The 19,799-nt window shown below is 56.8% G+C and carries 22 protein-coding genes; 5 read left to right on the top strand and 17 right to left on the bottom strand.

What is annotated here, in order from left to right:
• Positions 1 to 4 precede the first annotated feature (4 nt).
• The 4 genes from ATI14_RS27820 to mobH all read right to left on the bottom strand — a co-directional run bounded on the left by ATI14_RS27820 (position 5) and on the right by mobH (position 4,119).
• On the bottom strand, positions 5 to 925 hold the full coding sequence (locus tag ATI14_RS27820; RefSeq protein ID WP_130886753.1) for a hypothetical protein: 921 nt from the start codon (positions 923 to 925) through the stop codon (positions 5 to 7).
• A gap of 159 nt (positions 926 to 1,084) precedes the next feature.
• Positions 1,085 to 1,882 carry a hypothetical protein gene (locus ATI14_RS31295; protein ID WP_016973564.1) on the bottom strand — a complete coding sequence of 266 codons (798 nt, stop codon included), beginning with the start codon at positions 1,880 to 1,882 and terminating at the stop codon, positions 1,085 to 1,087.
• Positions 1,879 to 2,247: a hypothetical protein gene (locus ATI14_RS27815; protein WP_016973563.1), complete on the bottom strand. Its 369-nt coding sequence runs from the start codon at positions 2,245 to 2,247 to the stop codon at positions 1,879 to 1,881. Before ATI14_RS27815 ends, ATI14_RS31295 begins: the two co-directional genes overlap by 4 nt.
• Before the next feature lie 141 nt (positions 2,248 to 2,388).
• Positions 2,389 to 4,119 carry a MobH family relaxase gene (gene mobH, locus ATI14_RS27810; RefSeq protein ID WP_016973562.1) on the bottom strand — a complete coding sequence of 577 codons (1,731 nt, stop codon included), beginning with the start codon at positions 4,117 to 4,119 and terminating at the stop codon, positions 2,389 to 2,391.
• Positions 4,120 to 4,349: 230 nt separating this feature from the next.
• Here mobH and ATI14_RS27805 point away from each other — a divergent pair, with 230 nt between their 5' ends.
• Complete coding sequence (locus tag ATI14_RS27805) at positions 4,350 to 4,544, top strand: DUF7740 domain-containing protein (RefSeq protein WP_031320307.1); 195 nt, start codon at positions 4,350 to 4,352, stop codon at positions 4,542 to 4,544.
• 292 nt (positions 4,545 to 4,836) lie between these two features.
• Here ATI14_RS27805 and ATI14_RS27800 read toward each other — a convergent pair whose 3' ends face one another.
• Together ATI14_RS27800 and ATI14_RS27795 are read right to left on the bottom strand one after the other, a co-directional pair.
• Entirely contained in the window at positions 4,837 to 5,817 is a 981-nt protein-coding gene (locus ATI14_RS27800; RefSeq protein WP_080520658.1) for an ArdC family protein, read from the bottom strand.
• 125 nt (positions 5,818 to 5,942) lie between these two features.
• Entirely contained in the window at positions 5,943 to 6,281 is a 339-nt protein-coding gene (locus ATI14_RS27795) for a hypothetical protein (protein ID WP_016973560.1), read from the bottom strand.
• Positions 6,282 to 6,737: 456 nt separating this feature from the next.
• Between ATI14_RS27795 and ATI14_RS27790 the strand changes: the two genes are divergently transcribed.
• Positions 6,738 to 7,145 carry a DUF3742 family protein gene (locus tag ATI14_RS27790; RefSeq protein WP_080520659.1) on the top strand — a complete coding sequence of 136 codons (408 nt, stop codon included), beginning with the start codon at positions 6,738 to 6,740 and terminating at the stop codon, positions 7,143 to 7,145.
• Here the strand turns inward: ATI14_RS27790 and ATI14_RS27785 are convergent.
• The 5 genes from ATI14_RS27785 to ATI14_RS27765 form a co-directional block, all read right to left on the bottom strand.
• On the bottom strand, positions 7,138 to 8,676 hold the full coding sequence (locus ATI14_RS27785; RefSeq protein ID WP_080520660.1) for a conjugal transfer protein TraG N-terminal domain-containing protein: 1,539 nt from the start codon (positions 8,674 to 8,676) through the stop codon (positions 7,138 to 7,140). The genes ATI14_RS27790 and ATI14_RS27785 overlap by 8 nt on opposite strands.
• A gap of 10 nt (positions 8,677 to 8,686) precedes the next feature.
• Entirely contained in the window at positions 8,687 to 8,995 is a 309-nt protein-coding gene (locus ATI14_RS27780; protein ID WP_016973557.1) for a hypothetical protein, read from the bottom strand.
• A 3-nt stretch (positions 8,996 to 8,998) separates the two neighbouring features.
• Complete coding sequence (locus ATI14_RS27775; protein ID WP_031320306.1) at positions 8,999 to 10,381, bottom strand: integrating conjugative element protein; 1,383 nt, start codon at positions 10,379 to 10,381, stop codon at positions 8,999 to 9,001.
• On the bottom strand, positions 10,378 to 11,334 hold the full coding sequence (locus tag ATI14_RS27770) for a TIGR03756 family integrating conjugative element protein (RefSeq protein WP_031320304.1): 957 nt from the start codon (positions 11,332 to 11,334) through the stop codon (positions 10,378 to 10,380). Before ATI14_RS27770 ends, ATI14_RS27775 begins: the two co-directional genes overlap by 4 nt.
• 105 nt (positions 11,335 to 11,439) lie before the next feature.
• Positions 11,440 to 11,694, bottom strand: a complete 255-nt coding sequence (locus ATI14_RS27765; RefSeq protein WP_016973554.1) for a helix-turn-helix domain-containing protein — start codon at positions 11,692 to 11,694, stop codon at positions 11,440 to 11,442.
• Between the two features lie 169 nt (positions 11,695 to 11,863).
• Between ATI14_RS27765 and ATI14_RS27760 the strand changes: the two genes are divergently transcribed.
• The 3 genes from ATI14_RS27760 to ATI14_RS27750 all read left to right on the top strand — a co-directional run bounded on the left by ATI14_RS27760 (position 11,864) and on the right by ATI14_RS27750 (position 13,261).
• Positions 11,864 to 12,121, top strand: a complete 258-nt coding sequence (locus ATI14_RS27760) for a LasR-specific antiactivator QslA (protein ID WP_016973553.1) — start codon at positions 11,864 to 11,866, stop codon at positions 12,119 to 12,121.
• Positions 12,122 to 12,266: 145 nt separating this feature from the next.
• Positions 12,267 to 12,530 carry a hypothetical protein gene (locus ATI14_RS27755; RefSeq protein WP_016973552.1) on the top strand — a complete coding sequence of 88 codons (264 nt, stop codon included), beginning with the start codon at positions 12,267 to 12,269 and terminating at the stop codon, positions 12,528 to 12,530.
• On the top strand, positions 12,527 to 13,261 hold the full coding sequence (locus ATI14_RS27750; RefSeq protein ID WP_016973551.1) for an ATPase: 735 nt from the start codon (positions 12,527 to 12,529) through the stop codon (positions 13,259 to 13,261). Before ATI14_RS27755 ends, ATI14_RS27750 begins: the two co-directional genes overlap by 4 nt.
• A 36-nt stretch (positions 13,262 to 13,297) precedes the next feature.
• On the opposite strand, the gene ATI14_RS27745 is transcribed toward ATI14_RS27750, so the two are convergent.
• The 6 genes from ATI14_RS27745 to ATI14_RS27720 are packed head-to-tail and all read right to left on the bottom strand — an operon-like array spanning position 13,298 to position 19,797.
• Complete coding sequence (locus tag ATI14_RS27745; protein WP_016973550.1) at positions 13,298 to 16,051, bottom strand: conjugative transfer ATPase; 2,754 nt, start codon at positions 16,049 to 16,051, stop codon at positions 13,298 to 13,300.
• On the bottom strand, positions 16,051 to 16,467 hold the full coding sequence (locus ATI14_RS27740) for a TIGR03751 family conjugal transfer lipoprotein (RefSeq protein WP_080520661.1): 417 nt from the start codon (positions 16,465 to 16,467) through the stop codon (positions 16,051 to 16,053). The genes ATI14_RS27745 and ATI14_RS27740 overlap by 1 nt, the downstream gene beginning before the upstream one ends.
• The gene (locus ATI14_RS27735) at positions 16,430 to 17,947 is read right to left on the bottom strand and encodes a TIGR03752 family integrating conjugative element protein (RefSeq protein ID WP_016973549.1); all 1,518 of its coding nucleotides are present in this window, start codon (positions 17,945 to 17,947) and stop codon (positions 16,430 to 16,432) included. Before ATI14_RS27735 ends, ATI14_RS27740 begins: the two co-directional genes overlap by 38 nt.
• Positions 17,937 to 18,749 carry a TIGR03749 family integrating conjugative element protein gene (locus tag ATI14_RS27730; protein WP_016973548.1) on the bottom strand — a complete coding sequence of 271 codons (813 nt, stop codon included), beginning with the start codon at positions 18,747 to 18,749 and terminating at the stop codon, positions 17,937 to 17,939. The genes ATI14_RS27735 and ATI14_RS27730 overlap by 11 nt, the downstream gene beginning before the upstream one ends.
• Positions 18,746 to 19,387 carry a PFL_4703 family integrating conjugative element protein gene (locus tag ATI14_RS27725; protein ID WP_080520662.1) on the bottom strand — a complete coding sequence of 214 codons (642 nt, stop codon included), beginning with the start codon at positions 19,385 to 19,387 and terminating at the stop codon, positions 18,746 to 18,748. Before ATI14_RS27725 ends, ATI14_RS27730 begins: the two co-directional genes overlap by 4 nt.
• On the bottom strand, positions 19,384 to 19,797 hold the full coding sequence (locus ATI14_RS27720) for a TIGR03750 family conjugal transfer protein (RefSeq protein WP_016973546.1): 414 nt from the start codon (positions 19,795 to 19,797) through the stop codon (positions 19,384 to 19,386). The genes ATI14_RS27725 and ATI14_RS27720 overlap by 4 nt, the downstream gene beginning before the upstream one ends.
• Positions 19,798 to 19,799 lie beyond the last annotated feature (2 nt).

The raw sequence follows: 19,799 nt of genomic DNA, 5'->3' as shown, positions 1-19,799 counted from the left end.
TCAACTACTCCAGTGTCTCCTCGCGGCGTCTTCTGCTGATTTCACTGCGAATTCTGATTTCTTCCTGGAACTGACGTTCCTGTTTGCGTTTTTCTTCGTCTTTGTCTTCAAGGGCGTTATGCAATGGCGGGCAATAGATCCATCGTTTTTCGTAGGTGTCATCGTGCAACGAATGGAATGCCATGATGGCTAAACCAGATAGGCTTAGCCAAATGTGTGTAGTCGTTGAAAAGTATGTAATGCTCATCTGGGCCAAGGTCTGCGCTTGGGGTGAGCTAGGTAGGCAGCAATTCAGTATGAGAAAGCACAGTGCACAAAATGCAAAAAAATCGACTCTTCGTTGGTTCATTTGCTCTTGGTTTCGAATCGTGTCATAGGCGTTATAGAGCTGAATGAGGAAGTCGCTTTGTGTTTTGTGTGCTTCCTCTCGCAGCTCCCATGGACGTACACGGTCACGTTCGCGTCTTTTTGGCCCTGTATAGTGTATAGGCTCATTGTCCGGTTCGATCTTCTGCTTCAACCAAAGAAGGAAAGTATAGATCGTGGGGATATAGAGTTGGATCGATGCTATGTATAAAAAAGGAAGAATCATTGAAGCCAAACCTGAAAAGACCAGGAAGGTCAGAATCAAGTGGATTCCAACGGTTGAAGTGCTCAGGTTCGAAGTGCCGAGTTCAAAGAGTCCGGTGTGGTGAAAACGTACTAGCGAAGCGTCGAAGAGCACAACGAAACTAAATGTGAGAAAAAAGAACTGTGGCTTGACCGCTTTTTCAACTAGGGAAAATAATTCTTCTTTCGTAAGCTCTACTGATCCAGACATGAGATGACCTATTCGCTTGTTTAAGATTCGATACTTTTGAATTGTTTTGACGAGATTATTAGTTGATTTTTTCTTTCCTGATTTCTCGGATTTTTTGACTGGCAAATTCGATACCAGCAGATCATTTCTCCTAGGTTGAATGCTGTTTCCGCAAGCAGAGGGGCAACCTGCCATGCCCCTTTGGGTAGTGCCTTATAGGTACTGCATTGTGGATATTAAGAGCGCCGCGCTGGTAGGTGGACACCATCGACTTAAGCGGTGATGTTAGGAAGGTGAGTTGCCCGGGCGGTTATGGTCAAACGGAACGATTTTCTGCGTAGGAGAAATCTTTCCAAAATACAGATAGATGCCTGTGAACAGACTTACATTGCCGTCGAAAATTGTATCGTACTTGATTTCAATCCCGACACTGGATGTCGAAGCGTTGAGAAAGTAATTGTTTGCGAGGTGATGTTTATGGGCAAATTTTTCTTTCACTTCATCTGGTATGTTTGGTGATGTGCCTGAACCCATAAACTCATAATCATTCGGAAATTTATTTTTCGAAAGTTTCAGTAGTTCGGAAAGGGGGGCTACGGGGATTTTTATTTCTCCTTGTGCAGGTACGCTAAGGCGGCTTAATGTTGATTTTGATATTGCCTGGCTCGGTGTGAAAGCGAGCCCGCGAGAAGACTTTTCACCAGGTCTGACGGGCTCTAATAATTGAATCCTTAACTTTTCTGCAGGTAGCTTGCTGACGTTGCTTAATGTGAGTGTCAGATACTCCTCAGCATCCACTGCCCACATCTCCATTTGGGCAGTGGATAGTTTTACCTCGGTTGGATTTGTGACCTCCAAAAAACGTGCGATTTTCGTGACTGCATCAGCCATACCCTTAATTGCCGAAAGATTTGTACAGTAAGTAGGCTGAATGTTAGGTGCCTCACCATTCACTATGTTCACAACGACGTTACAATCTCCACTGATTATTTGCTTGTTTTCAGAGGCTGGATTGGCAGCTATAACCGGCGCAATCCAGGCAAAGATAGTCGCAATAATGCCGCATAGAATCCGAGAGATCATTTGGTTTTTCCAACTTGGTTTGTAATCGTGTTGTGGGAGCCGTTCACAATCTGCATATTATTGGATTGAACAGCGCTCAGGTCCGGTCCCTCTATTGGTTTTACTGTCGACTCTTGCTTCTCCGGCACAGAAGGAGTATGTGGGATGGATAAAGGCTCTTGAATGCTCTTATAAGCTGCGACTACAATAACAAAAGCAGCAATCGTCAGAAAGCAAAAAAACACTTGGTGGGCGATCTTTATATTTTGTCGATTATTAGTTATTAAGAAAAAAGCTATGAGCGAGACTAGCAGCACAACGAATCCAATCAGGACGTTGGGTTTCTCTAGGTAGGGAACCCATGACTCCCACTTGATGTTGTTCAATTTAAACTCCGGTATTGTTAGGTTGAAGTTTGGAGAGTGTTTTCCTGTGCAGGTTAGCGGCCAGTCGGACAAAAACATTAATTAATGGAGTGCGTTACATGTAAGGCGCCGATCATTGCGTTAATGGGATATTACTGAAATTTATGTTTTTTCGACTTTAAGAAAAGGATTGTCTGCCGGTAGAGGTGCAGTTTCGAACAATGCTGCTGATTTTTCTAGAAAGTAGCCTTTGAGTTTGGCCTTTCTCCGAGGACCTTCAACTTGGCAAGTCCAGATGTTCAAACCGTCGTCTCGCTTTCTGTGGACTTTCAGTTTCTCAAACTGCTTCTGCACCCAGCGCCATTCTTCAATTTCTAGATCGGCCCCCTGTGAGATACCAGGAAACTCATGGACGTAGCGTTGGAAAAGGCCAGGTGTGACCAGTAATACGCTGCCACTTACCGTGTGAATTTTGGCCTTGCTGTCATTGATGATCAGTTTGTGGCTCTGGATGCCCTCCTTGACCCAATTCAGAAATGCCTGGCCAGGGTTATCCGAAGGGAGGGTTGAAGTTTCGAGAGCACTTTCTGACGGTGCATCACTGGCCTCAGGCTCTTCCAACTCGAACATTTCCAGCAGCGTGCCGAGGTAGTCGGCATTCTCCCTCGTCATGGGATCTGGCTGCGATGGGCTTTGAGTTGACTTTGTATTGGCAGCCTTGGGGGCTGGTGGTGATACCGGAGCGTTCTGCTGATTGTCATCGAGTGCCACGCTCACTGTTCCAGTGAAAGCCTCAGGGCGGTCTTCGCTTCCCCAAATCAACGCCGGTTGAAGTCGCAGAAAGGTGAAGCTCTGCTGCCAGTCTCCCTGTACCACGAGCGCAGTCCAGATGGCTTTGCCTTCTGGGGTGGACTCAACCAAACCATGCGACTGGAGTTCGTCGAACACGGCAATGTTGGATGAGGGAATGCCCTCTATCGCTTGCGACAGCAGATAGGCCCGTAGCTTGTCCGTGACCGTCTTGCTGACCAGCCAGAGTGCGTCCTGGGTCAGCCATCCCGCGGCACCCGGCTGGTTAAGTTTCAGCTCGTGCTGAACCAGATGACGTAGTCCGCTGATCAAGTGATGTTGCAGCGAATGAGTTGGTGCTTGCAGCGCCTTGCTCGGGTTACCGCCAATGTTCTGCGCAGTGGAAACGCGGTCGGCTTGAATGACCAGCTCACCCAGTACGCCGGCACGTTCGTATTGGCCGGCCAGGACATACAGCAGGCTGGCCCAAAGTGGCGGAAACCCACTGAGCCAATCGAGGATTGGGCGCTCGAGAATTTGGGTGTAAAACAAGCCTGCGGCGGCAGCGTGCAAGTGGTAATCACGACCCTTGATGTAACGAAAACGGTAGGGCTGATCCAGGGAGCCCTGCCAAGGATGCCAAACACGGCCATCCTGGCGTTCGACCAGCAGGTCCACGGCGATCTTGCCGATGTCATGCAGCAGGGCGCCATAGGCGATGCCAGCGGACCAGGCGTCAGTCTGGGCGGCCTGGTCTTCGGGCGCAGCGCCGGTGGGAAGCAGATACGACTGACGCAGTTTCAAACTGCAGGCGACCAGTTCCAGTCCATGGTCGAGCATGCCGCCGAGATAAGCATGGTGGTGCGTCTCGCTGGCCGGGAGTTGCTGGACTTGTTCGGCGTAGCGATGGATCGGATTTAAATAGAGCTGGGTGAATTGGACGTGGGAGAGGGCGGTGTATTGCCAGATGCGATCGAGCAACTGGCGGCGGTGTTCCGCTGCTAACAAACTGTGGGCCGACTCAATGGGCAGGTAACCGTCGGCGACGCTCACGGTCGGTGGTGGAGGGGGCTTTTGCCTTTTGCGGCGAAACAGACTGAGCATTGTGGCCTCCGGGAATTGGCTGGGTCGGTGGCCTTTTAGCCTTTTTGGATAGCGCTCTTACCCTTGAGTCCCCATTCCCTTCCAACCCTTACCCGTCCTTTTGGCTTGGGTCCCTTTGTGCGGCAATCGGAATATCGATTTGCGCTGGTGCCATTTTGTTGGAGGTGAGTGCTGGTACGGCCAAGGAAAGAGTCGGTACACTGCGTGTGCGAATTTTCTCGGGTCTTGCTATGAACCTCACTGACGCCACGCTCGTACTGCTGCTCGCGGCACGTATCCATGGGACCGACGAAGCCGTCAGGGCCTCGGCGAAGAGCGTGGTCAAGAAGTTGCCGCGCAGTAAGCGTGATCTGATCTACCAGGTGATCGACAGCCGGAGACCACTTGAGTTGGTTGGGTTTCTAGCGGAAAACCTGGATGACTGACCACAATCTGTTCGGGGCGTTCAGCTCTCGAAATGGCTCTCGGTGGCGAGAGTGAGTTGTCCACGAAATGCGTGGGTATGTCTGTGGATAAAGCTCGGCATGCCGCGGAGCACACTGATTGCGATGGAGTGATTATTAATTGAGCGATAGCGCTCATGATGGCTGATGGCATGCGATCCCGACATCGAAGAACGTCTCCCAAGGGCGCGAGGTCTCTCTGCTAATGTGTCATCGCCGAGTAGAAAAAGGCCCAACTCGTGTCGGGCCCTGTGAAGCATTTGATGCGGTGAGTTTAAGAGTTGCTCACGATTAAACGTTGGCGCTTCTGCTCGGCGGGCTCCTCCAATACTGCTTGCTCCAATTGTTGCTTCAGATTGAGTACATACTCTGACGCGGCTCTAGCTTGGCCACTGGCACGAAAGATTGCGCGCTTGTCAGCCTTGAGCAGGCCGAGCGACGAGTCGATGTAGCCCTCGTGCCGCAGCTCTCCCTGTATACCGGTGTAGGCGCATAAAAAAGCAGCGCCCATTTCGGCAATCAACTCCTCAAACGCGTAGCCTGGCGAGCCGAACGGACAGGCTGACGTTACGCCTTCGCGCTGCAACCGCGAGTGGTGTCCGGTCCAGTGCGTCAGCTCGTGCAGTGCGGTGGCGTAGTACCCGCCTTCATCGTGAAATTGTGCTTTTGTCGGCAGTTGGATGAGATCCCTGATCGGGTGGTAAAAGGCTTCGTCGGCCGGCCGATGAACGATGCGTGCACCTGAACTCAGCAGCAGATTTTCCGCAACGCTGTTGGCCTGGAAGGGATCGGTCAATTCCGTTTCGAGCAGGGTTTCATTGAGCGCTTCGAGCCCCTCCGTTTGCTCGATGTTGAACAGAAAATGCGTCCTGAGAAGGCCAAAGTGAGCAACCTTGGACTGACCGTTTTCATCCAGTACTGGCTGGCCTGACTCGGTCTGTTCCTCGCGCTCCATCGGCTTGTAGAGCACTGCCAGGGCGCTGTGCTCACCCTTACGAATGTGCCCACCGGCCTTTTTGGCTTGGTTGAAGGTCAGCCAACGATCTTGAGTGAACCCCTGTAATCTGGCCTCAGCCCAGAGCAACGGTAAATTGATACCCGAATACGGACGACGCGTGATGGCGTTAATGGGGTAAGGTTGATGATGACGGACGTCAGCTGAGCCACTTGAGGACCAGGGTTTGATCCAGGGAGTTACGCCTTGGTCCAAGGCGGTAACGATCTTGTCAGTCACGTCTTGGTAGATATCGTGCATGGCATTTCCTCGAGAGAAAACGGAGGAACGCCTTGCCCGTCGGGGAGGGTTCCCCGGTTGGGTGAAGGGTGGATTGATGCAGGTCTTGCCTGCTGTCCGAATTTGAATTTGAGCGCCAAGTTCGGTTATGTGCGTTTTGCGTTGGCCTCTCCTGCAAGTGCTATCAGCAAGGCGCCAGGCTGACCCGGTTCTTGGAGTAGGCTGAGACTCAATTGCAGCAACAGGTCTTGGTCTGAGTGATCCGTTGATTGAATGTGGACTACCTCGAACGGCACATAGGGCTCGCGTGGAGAGGCCAGGTGAGCCTCGAAGGCTGCGCGCAATACGTGGCTCAACTGATCGACCTGCAGCGTCTCAGGATGATCTGAGCGCTCGAGTAGTACTGCGCGTTGCCACGCGCCAGGCGTGAACACAACGGGCAACCTTAGGGTGTTCAGTGCTTCCGGCGTAAGTGAATCGGACATGGTGTGCCTCCGTTGAAAACGCGAAGAAACCTGTCCCGTGCGGGGAAAGATTTCCCCGCAGTGGGTTGCAAAAAAACAAGAAGGTTTGCCTGGCGAGCAGAGCTCGAAAGGCGCTCAGGAGAGCAAGTAGGCGTTCATCACCGTCGAAACGGTCACCGTGCGAGCCACCGAACGCTAATCGCACTTGGGGAGAACCATCACCGAAGTGATGTAGCCTTGAAGGCTCTGGCTACCTGGGAAGGTGCTGTCGATAACAGCGATCCGTACCTTGTATTTAGCTGGACGATTTATATGGGTCAATCACTGTAGAGAAGCTGTTTCACGGGGCTTGTCTTCTGTCTTCCAGTGAAGATTTTTCGGCTGGGCAAACTGATAAACGGTCAGGCACGGACAGATTTCAGTAGTAGGCTGTTACTCCTGTCTCAACCATGACAACGCTCAGACGAGGGCGAGAGCATGCCGACTCAGCAACCTGTTCGGAATTCACGTGCCCACTACTGGGCATACGCCTGTGGCATGTCGGTAAAGCGTGGTTACCGTAGGTTAAAAACGTTTGAGTCCTGCGTGGCTGAGCGTGTGGTAACGGCAGGTATACCCGCAGGTAAATTACTGGTTCGCGGGAGCTTTCTGACTGCCAAGTTGGCGTTGGTTGGTGGGCTGCTCTTTATCGGTTTCTGGCTGGTCGCTTCTGTTGTGGTGATGATCGCTGTGATTGCTCTTCTGCAGTCCAAGGCTGTCATCGACACGGATTTTGAAAAGGATAATCCAGGTCCGGACTATCTTGGTGCTAGCTCCTATCTTGGCAACTACGATGACAATGGCCACTACATAGGTCATTTCAAATCATCTGATGACGTCAGATGAGTTTCTTCGTAGCACCCATCAACTGATCTGTTCCTTTGCCCGCTGCACCATGCGCGGCTTTGCTTGCACCACCTAACATCCCCTCAAGGCTGTTGCCGATTGAGTAGCCTGCCCAGCTCATGGCGACCAAAAACAGTCCAGGGAGCACCAAGAACATCGCCCCCATCACATACTCGATCACCTGCGCCGTGACGGTTCCATCCATGAGGCCGGATGTGGGCACCGATAACAGCACCTGATTGGAAGCCGAAACCTGGTTGTACAAGGTGTCGAGCATGCTGGAGTCGACCCAGCGGGCCAGTTCCCACCAGAAGGTGAGCATGTGCAGCGTGAACAGCGCGAACGTCACGGTCATGATGGTCTTCAGCTGGTAGGTACTGACCAGCAGGACCAGCGGCAAGCTGATGATCACGCCCATGATCAAGAAAGCCTGCACCATCGGCAGCGCTGCACGTAGCGCATTCATTGCCGGGAAGTTGCTGAAGGAGCCGAGGGCCAATCCGGTATTGGTGGCCAGGTTATTAAGCCCCTGATTGACCGAGCCGCCACGAGCGCTGGAGCCATAGTCCTGATACACCTGTCCGGGCGACATGGACATCGATTGCTGGCGCGGGCTGACCAGCTCGCGCAAGGTGGCATCCTCGATCTCGTTGCTCGAACGGCCAGTCAACCAACCTTTCAGCTGAGTCAGCAACGAGGGATCAACTTGCTCGATTAAGCGTTCGCGTAACCCGACACCGCTATCATTCCACCACTGCTTGCAGGTGGGGTAGCCCGCGCCATTCTCTAATCGAGGCAGAGAGACATCGCGATTTTCATCATACGGCCAACTGACTCGCGGTGTGCGTGAGCGATCGGTGTCGTAATAGCCGGGCGTGTCGAGAAAATAGCTGGAGCCGATCCAGGAGGCGTCGTGACTTTGCGCCTTGTCCAGCTGCGGGCGATTGGTAAACAATCTAGATCGGGAATAGCCGTAGCAGTCGCGGGTGAAGTCGGCGACTTCCTGCAGCAGTACCTGATTGTTGATGCGCGAACTGTCGATCTCCATACGCATCTGCCGGATATCCGGTGCACAGGGGATGGAGGCAGTAGCCGCGGCAGTCACCCCTTTGCTCAAGGCATGCACCAGAAACCACCAGATCGGTACATTAGCGGAGCGTTCGCCGATGGTATTGAAGGTGGTTCCCCAGGCTGTTTCTGCTGGCTTGGCCACACTCACGCCGCAGCGCTGGCTCGCCGCATCTTCGAACGCCATTGAGGCGAGGCTCAGCGGAAAGACCGGCGCGCAGCCGAACAAGACGACGATGTAGGCCAGCCACAGCCGGTTCTCGATCCTCGGCACCGAGAGCAGTCCCTTGTTGCCCTCATCCGCACCTTGCTGACGGGCAGACAACCATTCCTGCAAGATAATTGCACCAAAGGGCGCGGCGAATAGCCCTGTGTCGGACAGGACGCTCCAGAGGCCGTTGTTGATGATCCAGGCTAGGAGAGAGAGGTAAAACTCCAGGTAGCTGTTGGTGCTCATGAGCATGGTGGTGACCTCACAGTCGGGTGAGTTCGACACAGGTAAAGAGCACGAGCCCTAATGCCCCGATACGTTTCATGCGCCGTCGATCCTGTGGTCGATGTCGGTAGCGCCGAAGCAGATCCCACCAGAGCACAAAGAGGGCGGCGTAGAGCAGGGCGCGCCACCACTGCAGATAAGGCCGTGCGGATTCGAAAGCCTGCTGCCAGACCTCAAAGCTACCCAGCGCAGTGCGGCCGATCCAGGCGACCAGTGCGGCGGTCAGGATCATCAGTGCTGCAATCCCCAGACCTGAAAGCAGAGTGAATAGCGGTGAGCGTTTCATGACTCACTTGCGCCTGGCGTCAGCATCATTGAGTCGGCCCGGCTCAGGGTCGCCTTGCTCGACGGTGCGCGAAGCATCGGCACCACCGGCATGCCGATCGAGCACCAGGCTGGCAGTGTTGGTAGCGAGCATCTGCCGGACCTGCAGTTCGGTTTGTAGCAGGCGTATTTCGCGCTCCAAGGCGTCGATATTTTTCGTCAAGGCGGTCTGAGCCGGCTCGGCGGAAGCGATGTTCGGTTCGTGACTGCCCGCCAGCAGCGTACGCAATAGCAGCAGGGCCTTGTCGAGTACGCTAGACATGGCCGTTTCACTGGCCAGTCGTCGTGCTAGGAGTTCCTGGTCGGGATCGTCGCGCAGGGCTTCGATCACACCACGGGTCACCGGCAGCATCGGGCTGGAGGCTTTAGTCAGCTTGTCAGGGGTTGGTGGTAGAGCGCCCGACAGCAGCCCTTGCAGGGCCTTGAGATGTTCGCTGTAGGCCTCCTGGATCAGCGGCGTTAGCCCACTGCCAGCGGTAGCACGTAGGGTTTCGCAGGCGTCGCAGGTCGCGACTTCGCTCTCGCCCAACACCCGAACGGCCCATTCGGATTCCTCCTGGGGCGAGGTCCATGTCTGGCAAATAGCCCCACCCAGACAATCATTGCTACTGATCGAGGCGCTGTCATCCACCGAACGGTTATGCAGCAGGTTATAACCCGCGCGCACCACGTCGGCGGTCACCCGAATGGGCGTCTGCCCGCTGCCTCCAGCCTTGGAACCGCCGATCCAGGACACTCCATTGTTGCCGTTATGAGTCTCGGTGTTTTTCACCGCGGCCACTGCATCACCGCCGGTTTGCTCCAGATTGCCCTGCATCTCCTGGTTTTTGGCCAACGCGCCCCAACCGGCTTGGCCGACTTTGTCGGCCATCTTTTCGGCCATGGCCTGGCAGGTCAGCTTGGAGCGGTCGAAGTCGATACGCCCCTGCATCACCCCGTTACTGAGTAACTCATAGAGGCCGGGGTTGGCACGCTGGATGATCAACGCCGGCAGCGACATCACCGCTTGGGTCGCGTTCTGCACGATGCTGCCCATGATCTGCTGAAAACCTTCGGTGGCGCCGTTCAGCTGGTTTTGCAGGGTGTTGGTGAGGCTCATATTGCCGCACATCATGTTTGCTCGCCAGGCCCCGCCGACGCCGAGACCGCTGGGTCGGTAGAGCGAGCTGGGTGAGCCCACTGCCGAACCGCCGCCGATGGTGTACATCACCCGGTCGTCGAGCACTTCGCCCTGCGTGCCCAGACGGTAATTGTCCTCGGCAGCGTGGGCATGCGTGGCCATGGCGAGCAGTCCGTAGAGCAACAGACTCATTACACCCAACCTGGGCCGCGCGCGAGGCTGACTCATGAAGCACCGCCTTCGAAGTCGATGCTAAACAGAAATGTCTGCCCCTCGCGTTTGCAGCAGCTGTAGGGCCGCCACAGCGACCAGGCGTAGCCGCCATCCGCGCTCTGTACCGGATCGCTGGGGAAGATGGCACACGTGGACTGAACCTGAGGGAAGAGTAATTGCCATTTGTGGGTCGACGCGTCGTTTTCAACGATCGGGCCAGGCGGCCAGTAGCCGTCGCCTTTCGCGGGCGTGAGCGGTAAGTACACATGCGGCTGTCCGTTACGGGTAATCACATCGCCGGCCCGTTGTGTCATGACAGCGGCCGCCTTGAAGTCGTCGGGCTGTACCAGAAAGCCTTGCCGGGGATAAAGGTTCCCCCACATGTTTCCCGAAGCCTGCCGACCGATTTCACGGATCCCCGGCATGAGCGACTCGGGGTAAAGACTTTCCGGTATGCCATGGCGCCAGGCCAGCGAGTCCAGGGTGCTAAGGTAGTAGGGCATGAACGCAGTTGCACCGCTGGCGCAGGCATAGCCAGATTGAGAAGCCAATTGCGTGGCGGCCCAGCCACCGGGGTGGCCGATGCCATCGACGTTTTTGAAACGAGGCAGGTTGTCGCGGTGGGTGTTTGGGGTGATCAGGTTGCCGCCACCCTCCGCGCCGCTGATGGGAGCGGAGAGTGTAGCCATCTCGGTCCAGGGGTTGTTGCCGGTGGTGGCGTAGCTCGTGACCACCAGCTCAGGAATGAAATGACGAACCTTGGTCGAGGTCTTGATTGAGCAGCCGAAGGGCGTGCAGAGCAGCCAGAAACAAATGCCGACGACCCTGTAGGCGAGGCAGTTTGGCGAAAGCACGGAGGAGATGATGCTAGGGGTGTCCATCGCCATGCTTGGGCCACACGCCAGCAGGATACCCAGGGCCAAGGGCCGTAGCTTCGTAGGCGGGATTGACGAGCAGTCAACAGGCATGATCCAGGCACTCAATGTATGGCCTGGGCAGGTTCGGTTACGGACTGAAGACTGTCAGTGGAAATTATGAAGGCGGATCTATCGGATTTGTGAGACGTGAGACTATTATTTGACGTGAAGGACGCTTCGTAGGATGTCGGGTTCTACAAGTAGCTGATCTGTGGTGATTTCGAGAATATTGGCGAGCTTGCACAGGACCATCAGCGACGGATTGCCCGTGCATCGTTCGATTTGACTGACGTAGGTGCGATCGACCTCGGCCATGAGCGCCAGCTGCTCTTGGGTAAGGTTTTTCACGCGTCGCATCAAGCGGATGTTTTCCGCCAGTTGCAGACGCAGCTGTTCGTAGTCTTGAGTCATGCGCGCAAATTGCGCCTTGAGGGACTCTCAATCCACGGGATATAGTCTACATTGGTATTGATCTAGGCCATTTGATGCTGATGTCTGTTATCGAGCGTTCATTTTGTTTCGTTATGATTTCCAGATTGGGTCCAGCGTCTAACAATAAAATCAGCAATCTAGGGTGTGTATGGACGAAAACTACATTTCAATTCCCGCGGCGGATGGTTGCCCGAGTCTTCTGACACCTTGGGGCAGCGAGTTTGCCCCGATGATCGAACGTGGCGTGCAATGCGCCCAGGCTTGGCTTGATACGCCCGGCGAGATACCCCTGTGGTGGGAGCTGGCGCAAACCCGCAAGACGTTTCCTGTTGGCGACTGCCAGGATGCGTTTGAAGCCGGATTCCTGTTGAGGATTCAGCAGCGGCTTCAGAGCGTGTCACATTAAAAACTCTTGAAAGGTATGGTTCCAGACGCCATTCCTCTAGAATGGAGTCGACAGAACCAGCCTTTGCCCTGTTACCAACAGGTTCACGTAGCTAAGATTCTGATTAAGTGCAAATTCTGCACGCTCTGAGAACGTGGAGCGCGATATGAAAGCCAAACGAGTGTCGAGTGACGAAGTGTTGAGTGATGACCTGGTGAGCAGGCTGGAGAATAAGATCCCGGTCATGGCTGAAGGCGCCATCAATACCGCCTATATCAACGCGCTGGCTGCTGGCCGTAGCGTGATGGAAGTCGTGAACGGCATGCTTGTTGAAACGACTGCCGACGGTAAGCACAAGGTCATTCGGGTGGCTAAACCCAAGCACAAAGTGACGCAGGGTGGTGTCATCAAGGTGCGCCGCTGCTCATGATTGTCCCTCGCTTGAGGGTCTTTGCTGGACCCAACGGCTCCGGCAAGAGCACGATGAAAAGTGCCATCCCTTCCCACTTGATCGGCATATATATTAACCCGGATGAAATCGAGAAGGCTGCCAAAGAGAGCGGCCGTCTGGAGTTCAGTGATTTTCAACTGGAAGCTGAGAGTGATGAAATCCTCGGTTTCATTCGAGAGCATCGGCTGGTCAGGTCCGCCAGGCTCGATGAGGAGGCGGCCAAAATAGGCTTTAGCGGCAACGGCCTGAATTTTCAGGCGGTCGCGATGAACTCCTATTTTGCCTCCGTGCTCTCCGACTTCATTCGGAACAAGCTCCTCGAAGAGCAACTGTCTTTCACCTTCGAGACGGTGATGTCCAGCGAAGACAAAGTCGCTTTTATGCTCAAGGCGAGAGCGTCGGGGTACCGAACCTACCTCTACTTCGTGGCAACTGAAGACCCAGACATCAATATCAACAGGGTCAAGAACCGTGTTGCGGCAGGTGGACACCCAGTTCCCACCGAGAAAATTGTCCAGCGCTACGCCCGTTGCTTGAACCTGTTGCCTGCGGCTATTGCCGCTTCGAACCGGGCCTACATCTTCGATAACTCCGGTGCCGATCTGGTGCTGCTGGCCGAAGTTACGGATGGAACTGACCTTGAATTCAAGGTTGATGAGGTTCCTGACTGGTTCATGGATGCCTACGTTGAAAAGGTGTCCAATGGCTAGCTGCTGGATAGGCTAGAGCGGTGTGCTACTGCTCCCTTAGATCGGCTCTATTCCTCGCGCGCTATCGATCCGTTCGGCTACCCGGTAAGCCGCTTCCAGCTCTGAGCAGCCGTGCTCCTGCATCAGAGTCCAACGCTCGGCTTTTTCCTCGGGCTCCGTCATAGCCAGAGCGAGATAAAGGCTAGGCGGTACGGCCCGAAACAGCGTTTCGAGCTTCTTTGACAGCACGACCCCCTCAGTGTATTTCCCTGGCTCCTTACTGGCGGAGAGCAACAAGGCTTTCTGCGCCGGCGTGAGTTTCTTGAAGCGCGCGATCTCTTCGATTTCCGCGGGCGGCATGTTCAAACAAATCCACCATTCGATCATGTTGAGCATGGTCTGCGCGGCCGTGGGGAAGTCGGCAAGGTTCTGTGTGGCGAGCCAGAACCACGCGCCGAGCTTGCGCCACATCTTCGTGCCCTTGACCACGAATGGCGCCAGCAGCGGGTTCTTGGTGATGATATGGCCCTCGTCGGTGACCATGATGATCGGTCGGCCCAGGTACTGGTCGCGCTCGGCAAGGTTGTTCACGGTGTTCATCAGGCTGATGTAGCTAATGGACATCTGTGCTTCGTAGCCTTCACGAGCATAGGTGGCCAGGTCGACGATGGTCACATCGCTCTCGGCCCAAGGCATGCCTTCGCGATCGAACAGTTCCCCTTCGAAACCCTGGCAAAACAGGTCGATGGACTCGCCCATCTCCTGGGCGCGTTCGCGACGTTTTTCCGGCAGGTGCGGGTCGGCGGCGACGCGCAGCAAAGCGTTGCGCACGTCGCGGGTCAGCACCTGGCGGTTCGCTGCGACACAGGTCTGCGCCGCATCGAGAATGCACTCGCGAATCAAGCTGCGATCGGCTCGACTCAGGCGCGCCTCTTCCTTGGCCTCGCCGCCGGTGATCATCAGGCGGGCGGTGATTTCCAGTTCGCCAAGAACATCGCGCTGGTCTTCGCGATTGGTTACCACCTCGTCGTCCAGCTCATCGATCGACAGACTCGCCACCTGATCCGGCTGCTCGACCAGCCGCCCGGCATCGGCGAACGGCGCGAGACTGACCGAGGCGCCAGGTTTCAATTGGACCTTGTTGACCGACAGACCCAATGTCGCGAAGTAGTCGCCCTGCAAGCCGAATGAGTTACCGGCCTCGACGATAAACAGGCGAGGGCGGTACACCGCCATGACCTGCATCAGCAGGGTGACCAGGGTGGCCGACTTGCCGGCGCCGGTGGGGCCGAACAGTAGCAGATGGCCGTTCATGGCCCGGTCCAGGCGCGACAACGGATCAAAGCTCAGTGGCGAACCGCCGCGGTTGAACAGGGTGATACCCGGATGGCCGGTGCCGGTGCTGCGGCCCCAGATGGGGGCCAGGTTCGCCAGGTGCTGGGCGAACATCAGGCGCGTGTACCAGTTGCGCGTGTCGCGGGCCGGGTTGTACGCCATCGGTAACCAACGTAGGTAACTGTTGCAGGCGGCGACTTCATCGCCTTCGCGTACCGGTTGTAGCCCCGCACTCAGCAGTGCGCTGGCCAGGTTGACCGAGCGCTGGTGCAGTTGCTGTTGATCCTGACCGCGCACGTAGAACGCCAGGGTTCCTCGGTACAGCTTGTGCTGGCGACCGATGATCGCGCGAGCCTCTTCGACATCTTGGCGGGTCTGGGTCGAGGCCAGGTTTTCCCCGATGGCTTTGCGCGCCAGGCGGTTCAACTGGTCCTCGAGCACATCTTGCGGTTTGACCACCAGGGTCAGACTCATCACCGTACCTTCGGGTAACTGGTCGAACAGCGCATTCAGCGCGTCACCCTTGCGGGTTTCGCCGGTAAGTTGACCAATCAAGGGTGCCCGCCGCAGTTTGTCCACCACCATGACCTGATGGGGCTGATCGTCGAAAAACCAGAGTCCGCGTTGGACGTCTGAACGAGGTAAGTTGAAGAATAGGCGCTCGGCGAAATCGTGGTCGAAGGGCAGTTCCAGCGACTCGCCGTCGTTCGACTCCGGATAGGCCACGCGGCGGTAGAACTCCTCGGGCGCTTCCTCGGTGAGCCTGGGTGCCGGATTGAACCAGGGCAATAACCAGGCATACAGACCTCGGCCATCGACTCGCGTCGATTGCACGCCGCACGCCTGCAACGAAGCACCGATACGTTCGCAAGCCTGTTGTAGGGATTGCTCCGGAGTGAGCCCCGTTTCCTCAGCGTCAGACTCGAGCCAGCGATAGACCACCAGGCGCACCCGGCGGTTATTGCCACGCCAGGGCAGGCGTGTCATCACCTTATCTTCAAACAGACCGCCGGGCTTGGCGATGGCCTTAAGGTGACGGCGGCAGAGTTCGAGAAATGCCTCGGTAAAGACCGTGCCTCGCGCGCTGTCCTGAATATACTCGGTGAGCCGGGTCAGGTAGGGGGTGAAGTCGTTGTCGTCCTGGCAGAAAAACTGCGCCACCCAAGGCGCTTGATCCAGCTCATCGAAACTGTCCTGCAGGGCATCCTCTAGGGCATCGCGGGCCGCCATCAGACAATCGGGTTCGCGCCCTTCAGTGCCGAGGGGCAGCAACTCGAACACCGCACCCACCGAGCGATTGTCATCCAGTAGAAAACACTGTTCGGTTTCGAGGTATTCCACCCAAGGCAGGTGATCGGTGAAGCTAGGATTGTGCGCATACAGTGCAGCTTCATCGGTCAAGGTGGCGCGAGGTCGCAATGGGTGGCGCCAGGCTTTCCACGCAGATGTGCGTTTGCCCGATTCGCCGGTACGCACTACAAGTCTTCCTGACGTTCACCCGGTAATGCGTATTGCACCCGCTGGTAGAACGGAAAAACAGTCGAGTAACCCGGCACCGGTGCCTGCTCGGTACCACTCAAATGCGGATACACGTACAGCACTAGATCGGGATTGGGCAAGCGAGGGAACAAATTGCGGATCTCGTTCGCCGCTGTGCGCGTGTACGCTTCTTGGAGAGCAACGGAGAAATCTGCCGGGGCCAGCGGGCGGCGTAACTGCTGCCGAGCTTCCAGCAGTTGCAGCTGAGTGCCTTGCGAACCGTCACCGTTCCAGATGTCCAGCATGGTTTGCTCGCCATGGGGCAGCAGCGTCTCCTTGTCGGTGGAACACCCCGCCAGGACCCAGCAGAACACGCTAATCCAGGTCAGGCAGGGAAGTACGGTCTTTTTCATGGCGAACGCTCCGGCCCTTGGGCTCGTAGTCGATGGTGATCTCATGGTCGAGGTGCAGTGCGACTTGGGCGGCCGGTGGCACGTACACGGCAGCAAAGGCCTCGCCATACAGTTTGTTGACCCACTCGCGGATGTCGCTGACCCCGCCGCTGAGAATTGAATTCAGCGCGCTATTGCCACTGCTGCTGGTGACCCCGAGCGTACTGCCGCCCGAACTGATCACGCTGCTGTTGCTCTGCTCATCTCCGAGCAAGGCGGCGACACCCGCGCCGGCCGCGGTGATCAAACTCTGGCTGCCGAGATATTGTTGGGCGTTCGAGCGGCGCTCGCCGGCAATGCACGGAATACCGTACGGATCGGACAGGTAACCGAGTCCGCCACGGATTTTGTCGGTACTCGAACTCTGGGTGGTGGAGGCATTGCGGCTGGCTACCGCCTTCGGCTGAGGCACCGTGCGGATGGTGCCATCGGTGAACACAAAGGTGATCGACTCGACCTGTCCGCGTACGCAAGACAACGTCCAGTCACCGGACGCCGTGCCGCTCATTACGGCACCCGCGACGTCCGGCAGGTCGATGCCGTTGGCGGTCAGGTTCTCCGGACCGACCAGTACCTTGAAGGGATAGGGATCATTCACGGTGCCGTCCACCGGGACTCGGCCGATCAGCGCGGTCATGGCGACCGAACCCATCAATGTCGCGTTTTCGGGAATGGTGTAGACCGGCTTCGCGCCTTCGGTACGATCAACGGATCGCGTCAGGTCGCGCTCACCCTTGGTGACAACACGTAGCTGTTTCTGGCTGCGATCAATCGCGTTATCGTTTGAGCCTTCCAGCGAGTTGAACGCGGTAGGCAGACTCATTGCGGAGGAAGTCTTGGTTTTGCCTCGGGCGTCGGTGGCCGGAGTATCCGAGGGTTCAATCCACTGCAGCGCATCAACAGCAGGATGCTGCCCGTCGAACTGAGCCCCATCACCCGGCTCAAGCCCCAGTCCGATCGGCATGTCCTTGGCTTTGCCGGACAGCCCCGACAGCTGTTCCTGCAATTGCGTCAGTAGACCGCGAGCCTGACGACTGTCTTGTTCTGCTTTGAGTCGGACCTCATTGGCTTGTCGACGGCCTTCGTCGACCTGCTGGGTCACGCTGCCCAGAGCCGTCTGGATACGCGAATCGACACTGTTTTCCCGTTCGCGCAGGCGGTTGTTTTCCGTCTGCAGTGAATCGTTGTGTTTCTTCAACCCGAGCATGTCGCTGCGCATGGCCTTCACTTGGCCGACCAGGGTGGCGACGGTGTCGCGTGGGGTATCGCCAGCAATGCCGAGCGACTTGGCTTGCTCGGCGGATAGCTGAAGGTTGCCCTGATCTACCGTGCTTTTTGAAGAGGGAGCGTTACTACCCGCGACCCAGGTTTTCAAAATGATCAACACCACGGCCAGTAGCGCAGCCGGTACCAGCCATTTGAGCAAGGCGTTAGCTTTCATCGTCAGCCCCTCGCGCAACGGGCGGGAGCAGCACGGCGTGTTCGAGGCCGGCTCCGCGGGTGATGAGGTAGGCAACCGTGGTGTCTTCAGCACTGCCGAGCGGCCCGAGGAAAGCATGCTGGAAGGTCGCGGCGAACAGCGTGGCCTGAAGCCGACGCGGATCGAGTTGCACCGTCGCTGGACCACGATTGCGCAACTTCACCGCCGTCACCCAGAAATCACCGAGTCGCCAGGCGGCGATGGGCGTGCTGGACACGTTTTCGGTCGGCAGCAGGGTCGGCAGTTCGGTGCGCAGCTTGAGCGGGAGGCGGCGGACGCCGGGCAAGGGTTCTACGGTGCGCAGCGGCGCGTACAGGCTTTGCGCGGCATAGCGCGTCAACGCGACCGGGATCGGCGTGCGTTCTGGAACAGGCACGGTGTTAGATTCAGCCTCGGTAGCCTGCATCGGAGCATTCTTGAGAATACGCACGGGCTCCAGCGGTTGATCGCCAGGCGTGGCCGCGATATCCAGCAGGATGATCTCGCCCGTCGTGATTGATTGCAGTTGCAGGCGGGTCGGTGCGATAGCTTCCGACGCGCGCAGGTACAGTGTGCCGCCAGTTGATTGCACGCGCAGCTTGCCCGTCAGGGTTGAGGGCACGCCGACTCGAACAGCCTCATCGATAAAAACCACCCGCTCCTGATTGATCACCAGTGGGACCGCGAGGGGGAGGCGTTCCCAATGCATCAGCTCGATGGCCTGCGCCGCAACTCCCCATAGCATCAGTACGACGGTCAGTCCCAGGGTAGACATCCGCTTCATGGTTCACCTCCCGGCAGGGCGATTTTTTGCGGCGTGCCCTGATAACAATCCAGTGCCAGCCCCCACTTATTGCGTTCGGGGTCCAGGTCGAAACGCACCACGCGTAATGGATAACGCACCACCACCCGTTTCACCGGCTCCGCTGCGTAATACTCATCGGCATTGAGGTCGAGCTTGACCAGCCAGCTGTCGCGGTCGAGTTGCTTGACCCTGAGTTCCGGATCCTCGCTGTAGCCTCGGCCCAGGATTTCGTAGACGCCACGCACCCGCTGGCGCAGTTCGCCGGCAGCCTTGCGGTACTCGTAGTCGCCATCGAGAAAGGCCTTGCAGGCGGGTGTCAGGTAGGACTGCAAGCCATAGATGGCGTGGCGATAGTCCTGCTCGCCGTCTGAGGGCCAGCGGTTGAGTTGGCCAAAGATGTACAGGGCAAAGGCATAGACATTCTCTGAGGGAATATCCCACCACTTGCGTGTGCTGCCCGAGCGCAGATCCGGGGGGACATGCACGGTCAAATCGGTCGGTGCCGAGCGCCAGCCATACCAGAGTCCGGCACAGACCAGGGCAAGGACCATTACCGCCAGACGCAGGCTGAAGATATGCGCCTGTTGGGCATCCACCTTGTTTCGAAATCGGCTCATGACTGCCACCGAGACAGGGCAGGGCGCAGTCGGCGGGAACGACGAACCGTCCAGGCACCGGAGTGAAGGATCAAACTCCCGCGGCTCAGACGCCAACGGCTGGCGAGTACCCATTCGAGCTTGCGATACAACCAGGTCTCGGGGCGGGCCCGTTTGGCCCGACGCAAAAGCGTGCCGCCGGCAAATAACACCAGCGCCATGCCTGCGATCATGCCGGTTGGCGCCACAGCAATGGAGGCGGTGGCGATCGCCAGCGGAATGCCCAGCAGCAGACCAATGACCGCACCGCCACCGAGCGCCACCCACATCTCGTCGTTGGTCAAACCGCGCAGCACGGCGGGATCACGATTGAGTCGCTCAGGCAGAAAGACCAAGGTGCCGTCGACGAGGTGTTCGATAGTGTCGTTCATGT

Source organism: Pseudomonas tolaasii NCPPB 2192, assembly GCF_002813445.1.
Taxonomy (GTDB): domain Bacteria; phylum Pseudomonadota; class Gammaproteobacteria; order Pseudomonadales; family Pseudomonadaceae; genus Aquipseudomonas; species Aquipseudomonas tolaasii.
This window is presented reverse-complemented; position numbering and strand designations above follow the sequence as displayed.

Coding starts and splice junctions, on each gene's coding strand:
- ATI14_RS27755 (WP_016973552.1), top strand. CDS start 12,267: ATGAAAGCCAAACGAGTGTCGAGTGACGAAGTGTTGAGTGATGACCTG.
- ATI14_RS27765 (WP_016973554.1), bottom strand. CDS start 11,694: ATGACTCAAGACTACGAACAGCTGCGTCTGCAACTGGCGGAAAACATC.
- ATI14_RS27750 (WP_016973551.1), top strand. CDS start 12,527: ATGATTGTCCCTCGCTTGAGGGTCTTTGCTGGACCCAACGGCTCCGGC.
- ATI14_RS27730 (WP_016973548.1), bottom strand. CDS start 18,749: ATGAAGCGGATGTCTACCCTGGGACTGACCGTCGTACTGATGCTATGG.
- ATI14_RS27735 (WP_016973549.1), bottom strand. CDS start 17,947: ATGAAAGCTAACGCCTTGCTCAAATGGCTGGTACCGGCTGCGCTACTG.
- ATI14_RS27780 (WP_016973557.1), bottom strand. CDS start 8,995: ATGAAACGCTCACCGCTATTCACTCTGCTTTCAGGTCTGGGGATTGCA.
- ATI14_RS27720 (WP_016973546.1), bottom strand. CDS start 19,797: ATGAACGACACTATCGAACACCTCGTCGACGGCACCTTGGTCTTTCTG.
- ATI14_RS27800 (WP_080520658.1), bottom strand. CDS start 5,817: ATGCACGATATCTACCAAGACGTGACTGACAAGATCGTTACCGCCTTG.
- ATI14_RS31295 (WP_016973564.1), bottom strand. CDS start 1,882: ATGATCTCTCGGATTCTATGCGGCATTATTGCGACTATCTTTGCCTGG.
- ATI14_RS27770 (WP_031320304.1), bottom strand. CDS start 11,334: ATGCCTGTTGACTGCTCGTCAATCCCGCCTACGAAGCTACGGCCCTTG.
- ATI14_RS27760 (WP_016973553.1), top strand. CDS start 11,864: ATGGACGAAAACTACATTTCAATTCCCGCGGCGGATGGTTGCCCGAGT.
- ATI14_RS27775 (WP_031320306.1), bottom strand. CDS start 10,381: ATGAGTCAGCCTCGCGCGCGGCCCAGGTTGGGTGTAATGAGTCTGTTG.
- ATI14_RS27805 (WP_031320307.1), top strand. CDS start 4,350: ATGAACCTCACTGACGCCACGCTCGTACTGCTGCTCGCGGCACGTATC.
- ATI14_RS27785 (WP_080520660.1), bottom strand. CDS start 8,676: ATGCTCATGAGCACCAACAGCTACCTGGAGTTTTACCTCTCTCTCCTA.
- ATI14_RS27790 (WP_080520659.1), top strand. CDS start 6,738: ATGCCGACTCAGCAACCTGTTCGGAATTCACGTGCCCACTACTGGGCA.
- ATI14_RS27725 (WP_080520662.1), bottom strand. CDS start 19,387: ATGAGCCGATTTCGAAACAAGGTGGATGCCCAACAGGCGCATATCTTC.
- ATI14_RS27740 (WP_080520661.1), bottom strand. CDS start 16,467: ATGAAAAAGACCGTACTTCCCTGCCTGACCTGGATTAGCGTGTTCTGC.
- mobH (WP_016973562.1), bottom strand. CDS start 4,119: ATGCTCAGTCTGTTTCGCCGCAAAAGGCAAAAGCCCCCTCCACCACCG.
- ATI14_RS27795 (WP_016973560.1), bottom strand. CDS start 6,281: ATGTCCGATTCACTTACGCCGGAAGCACTGAACACCCTAAGGTTGCCC.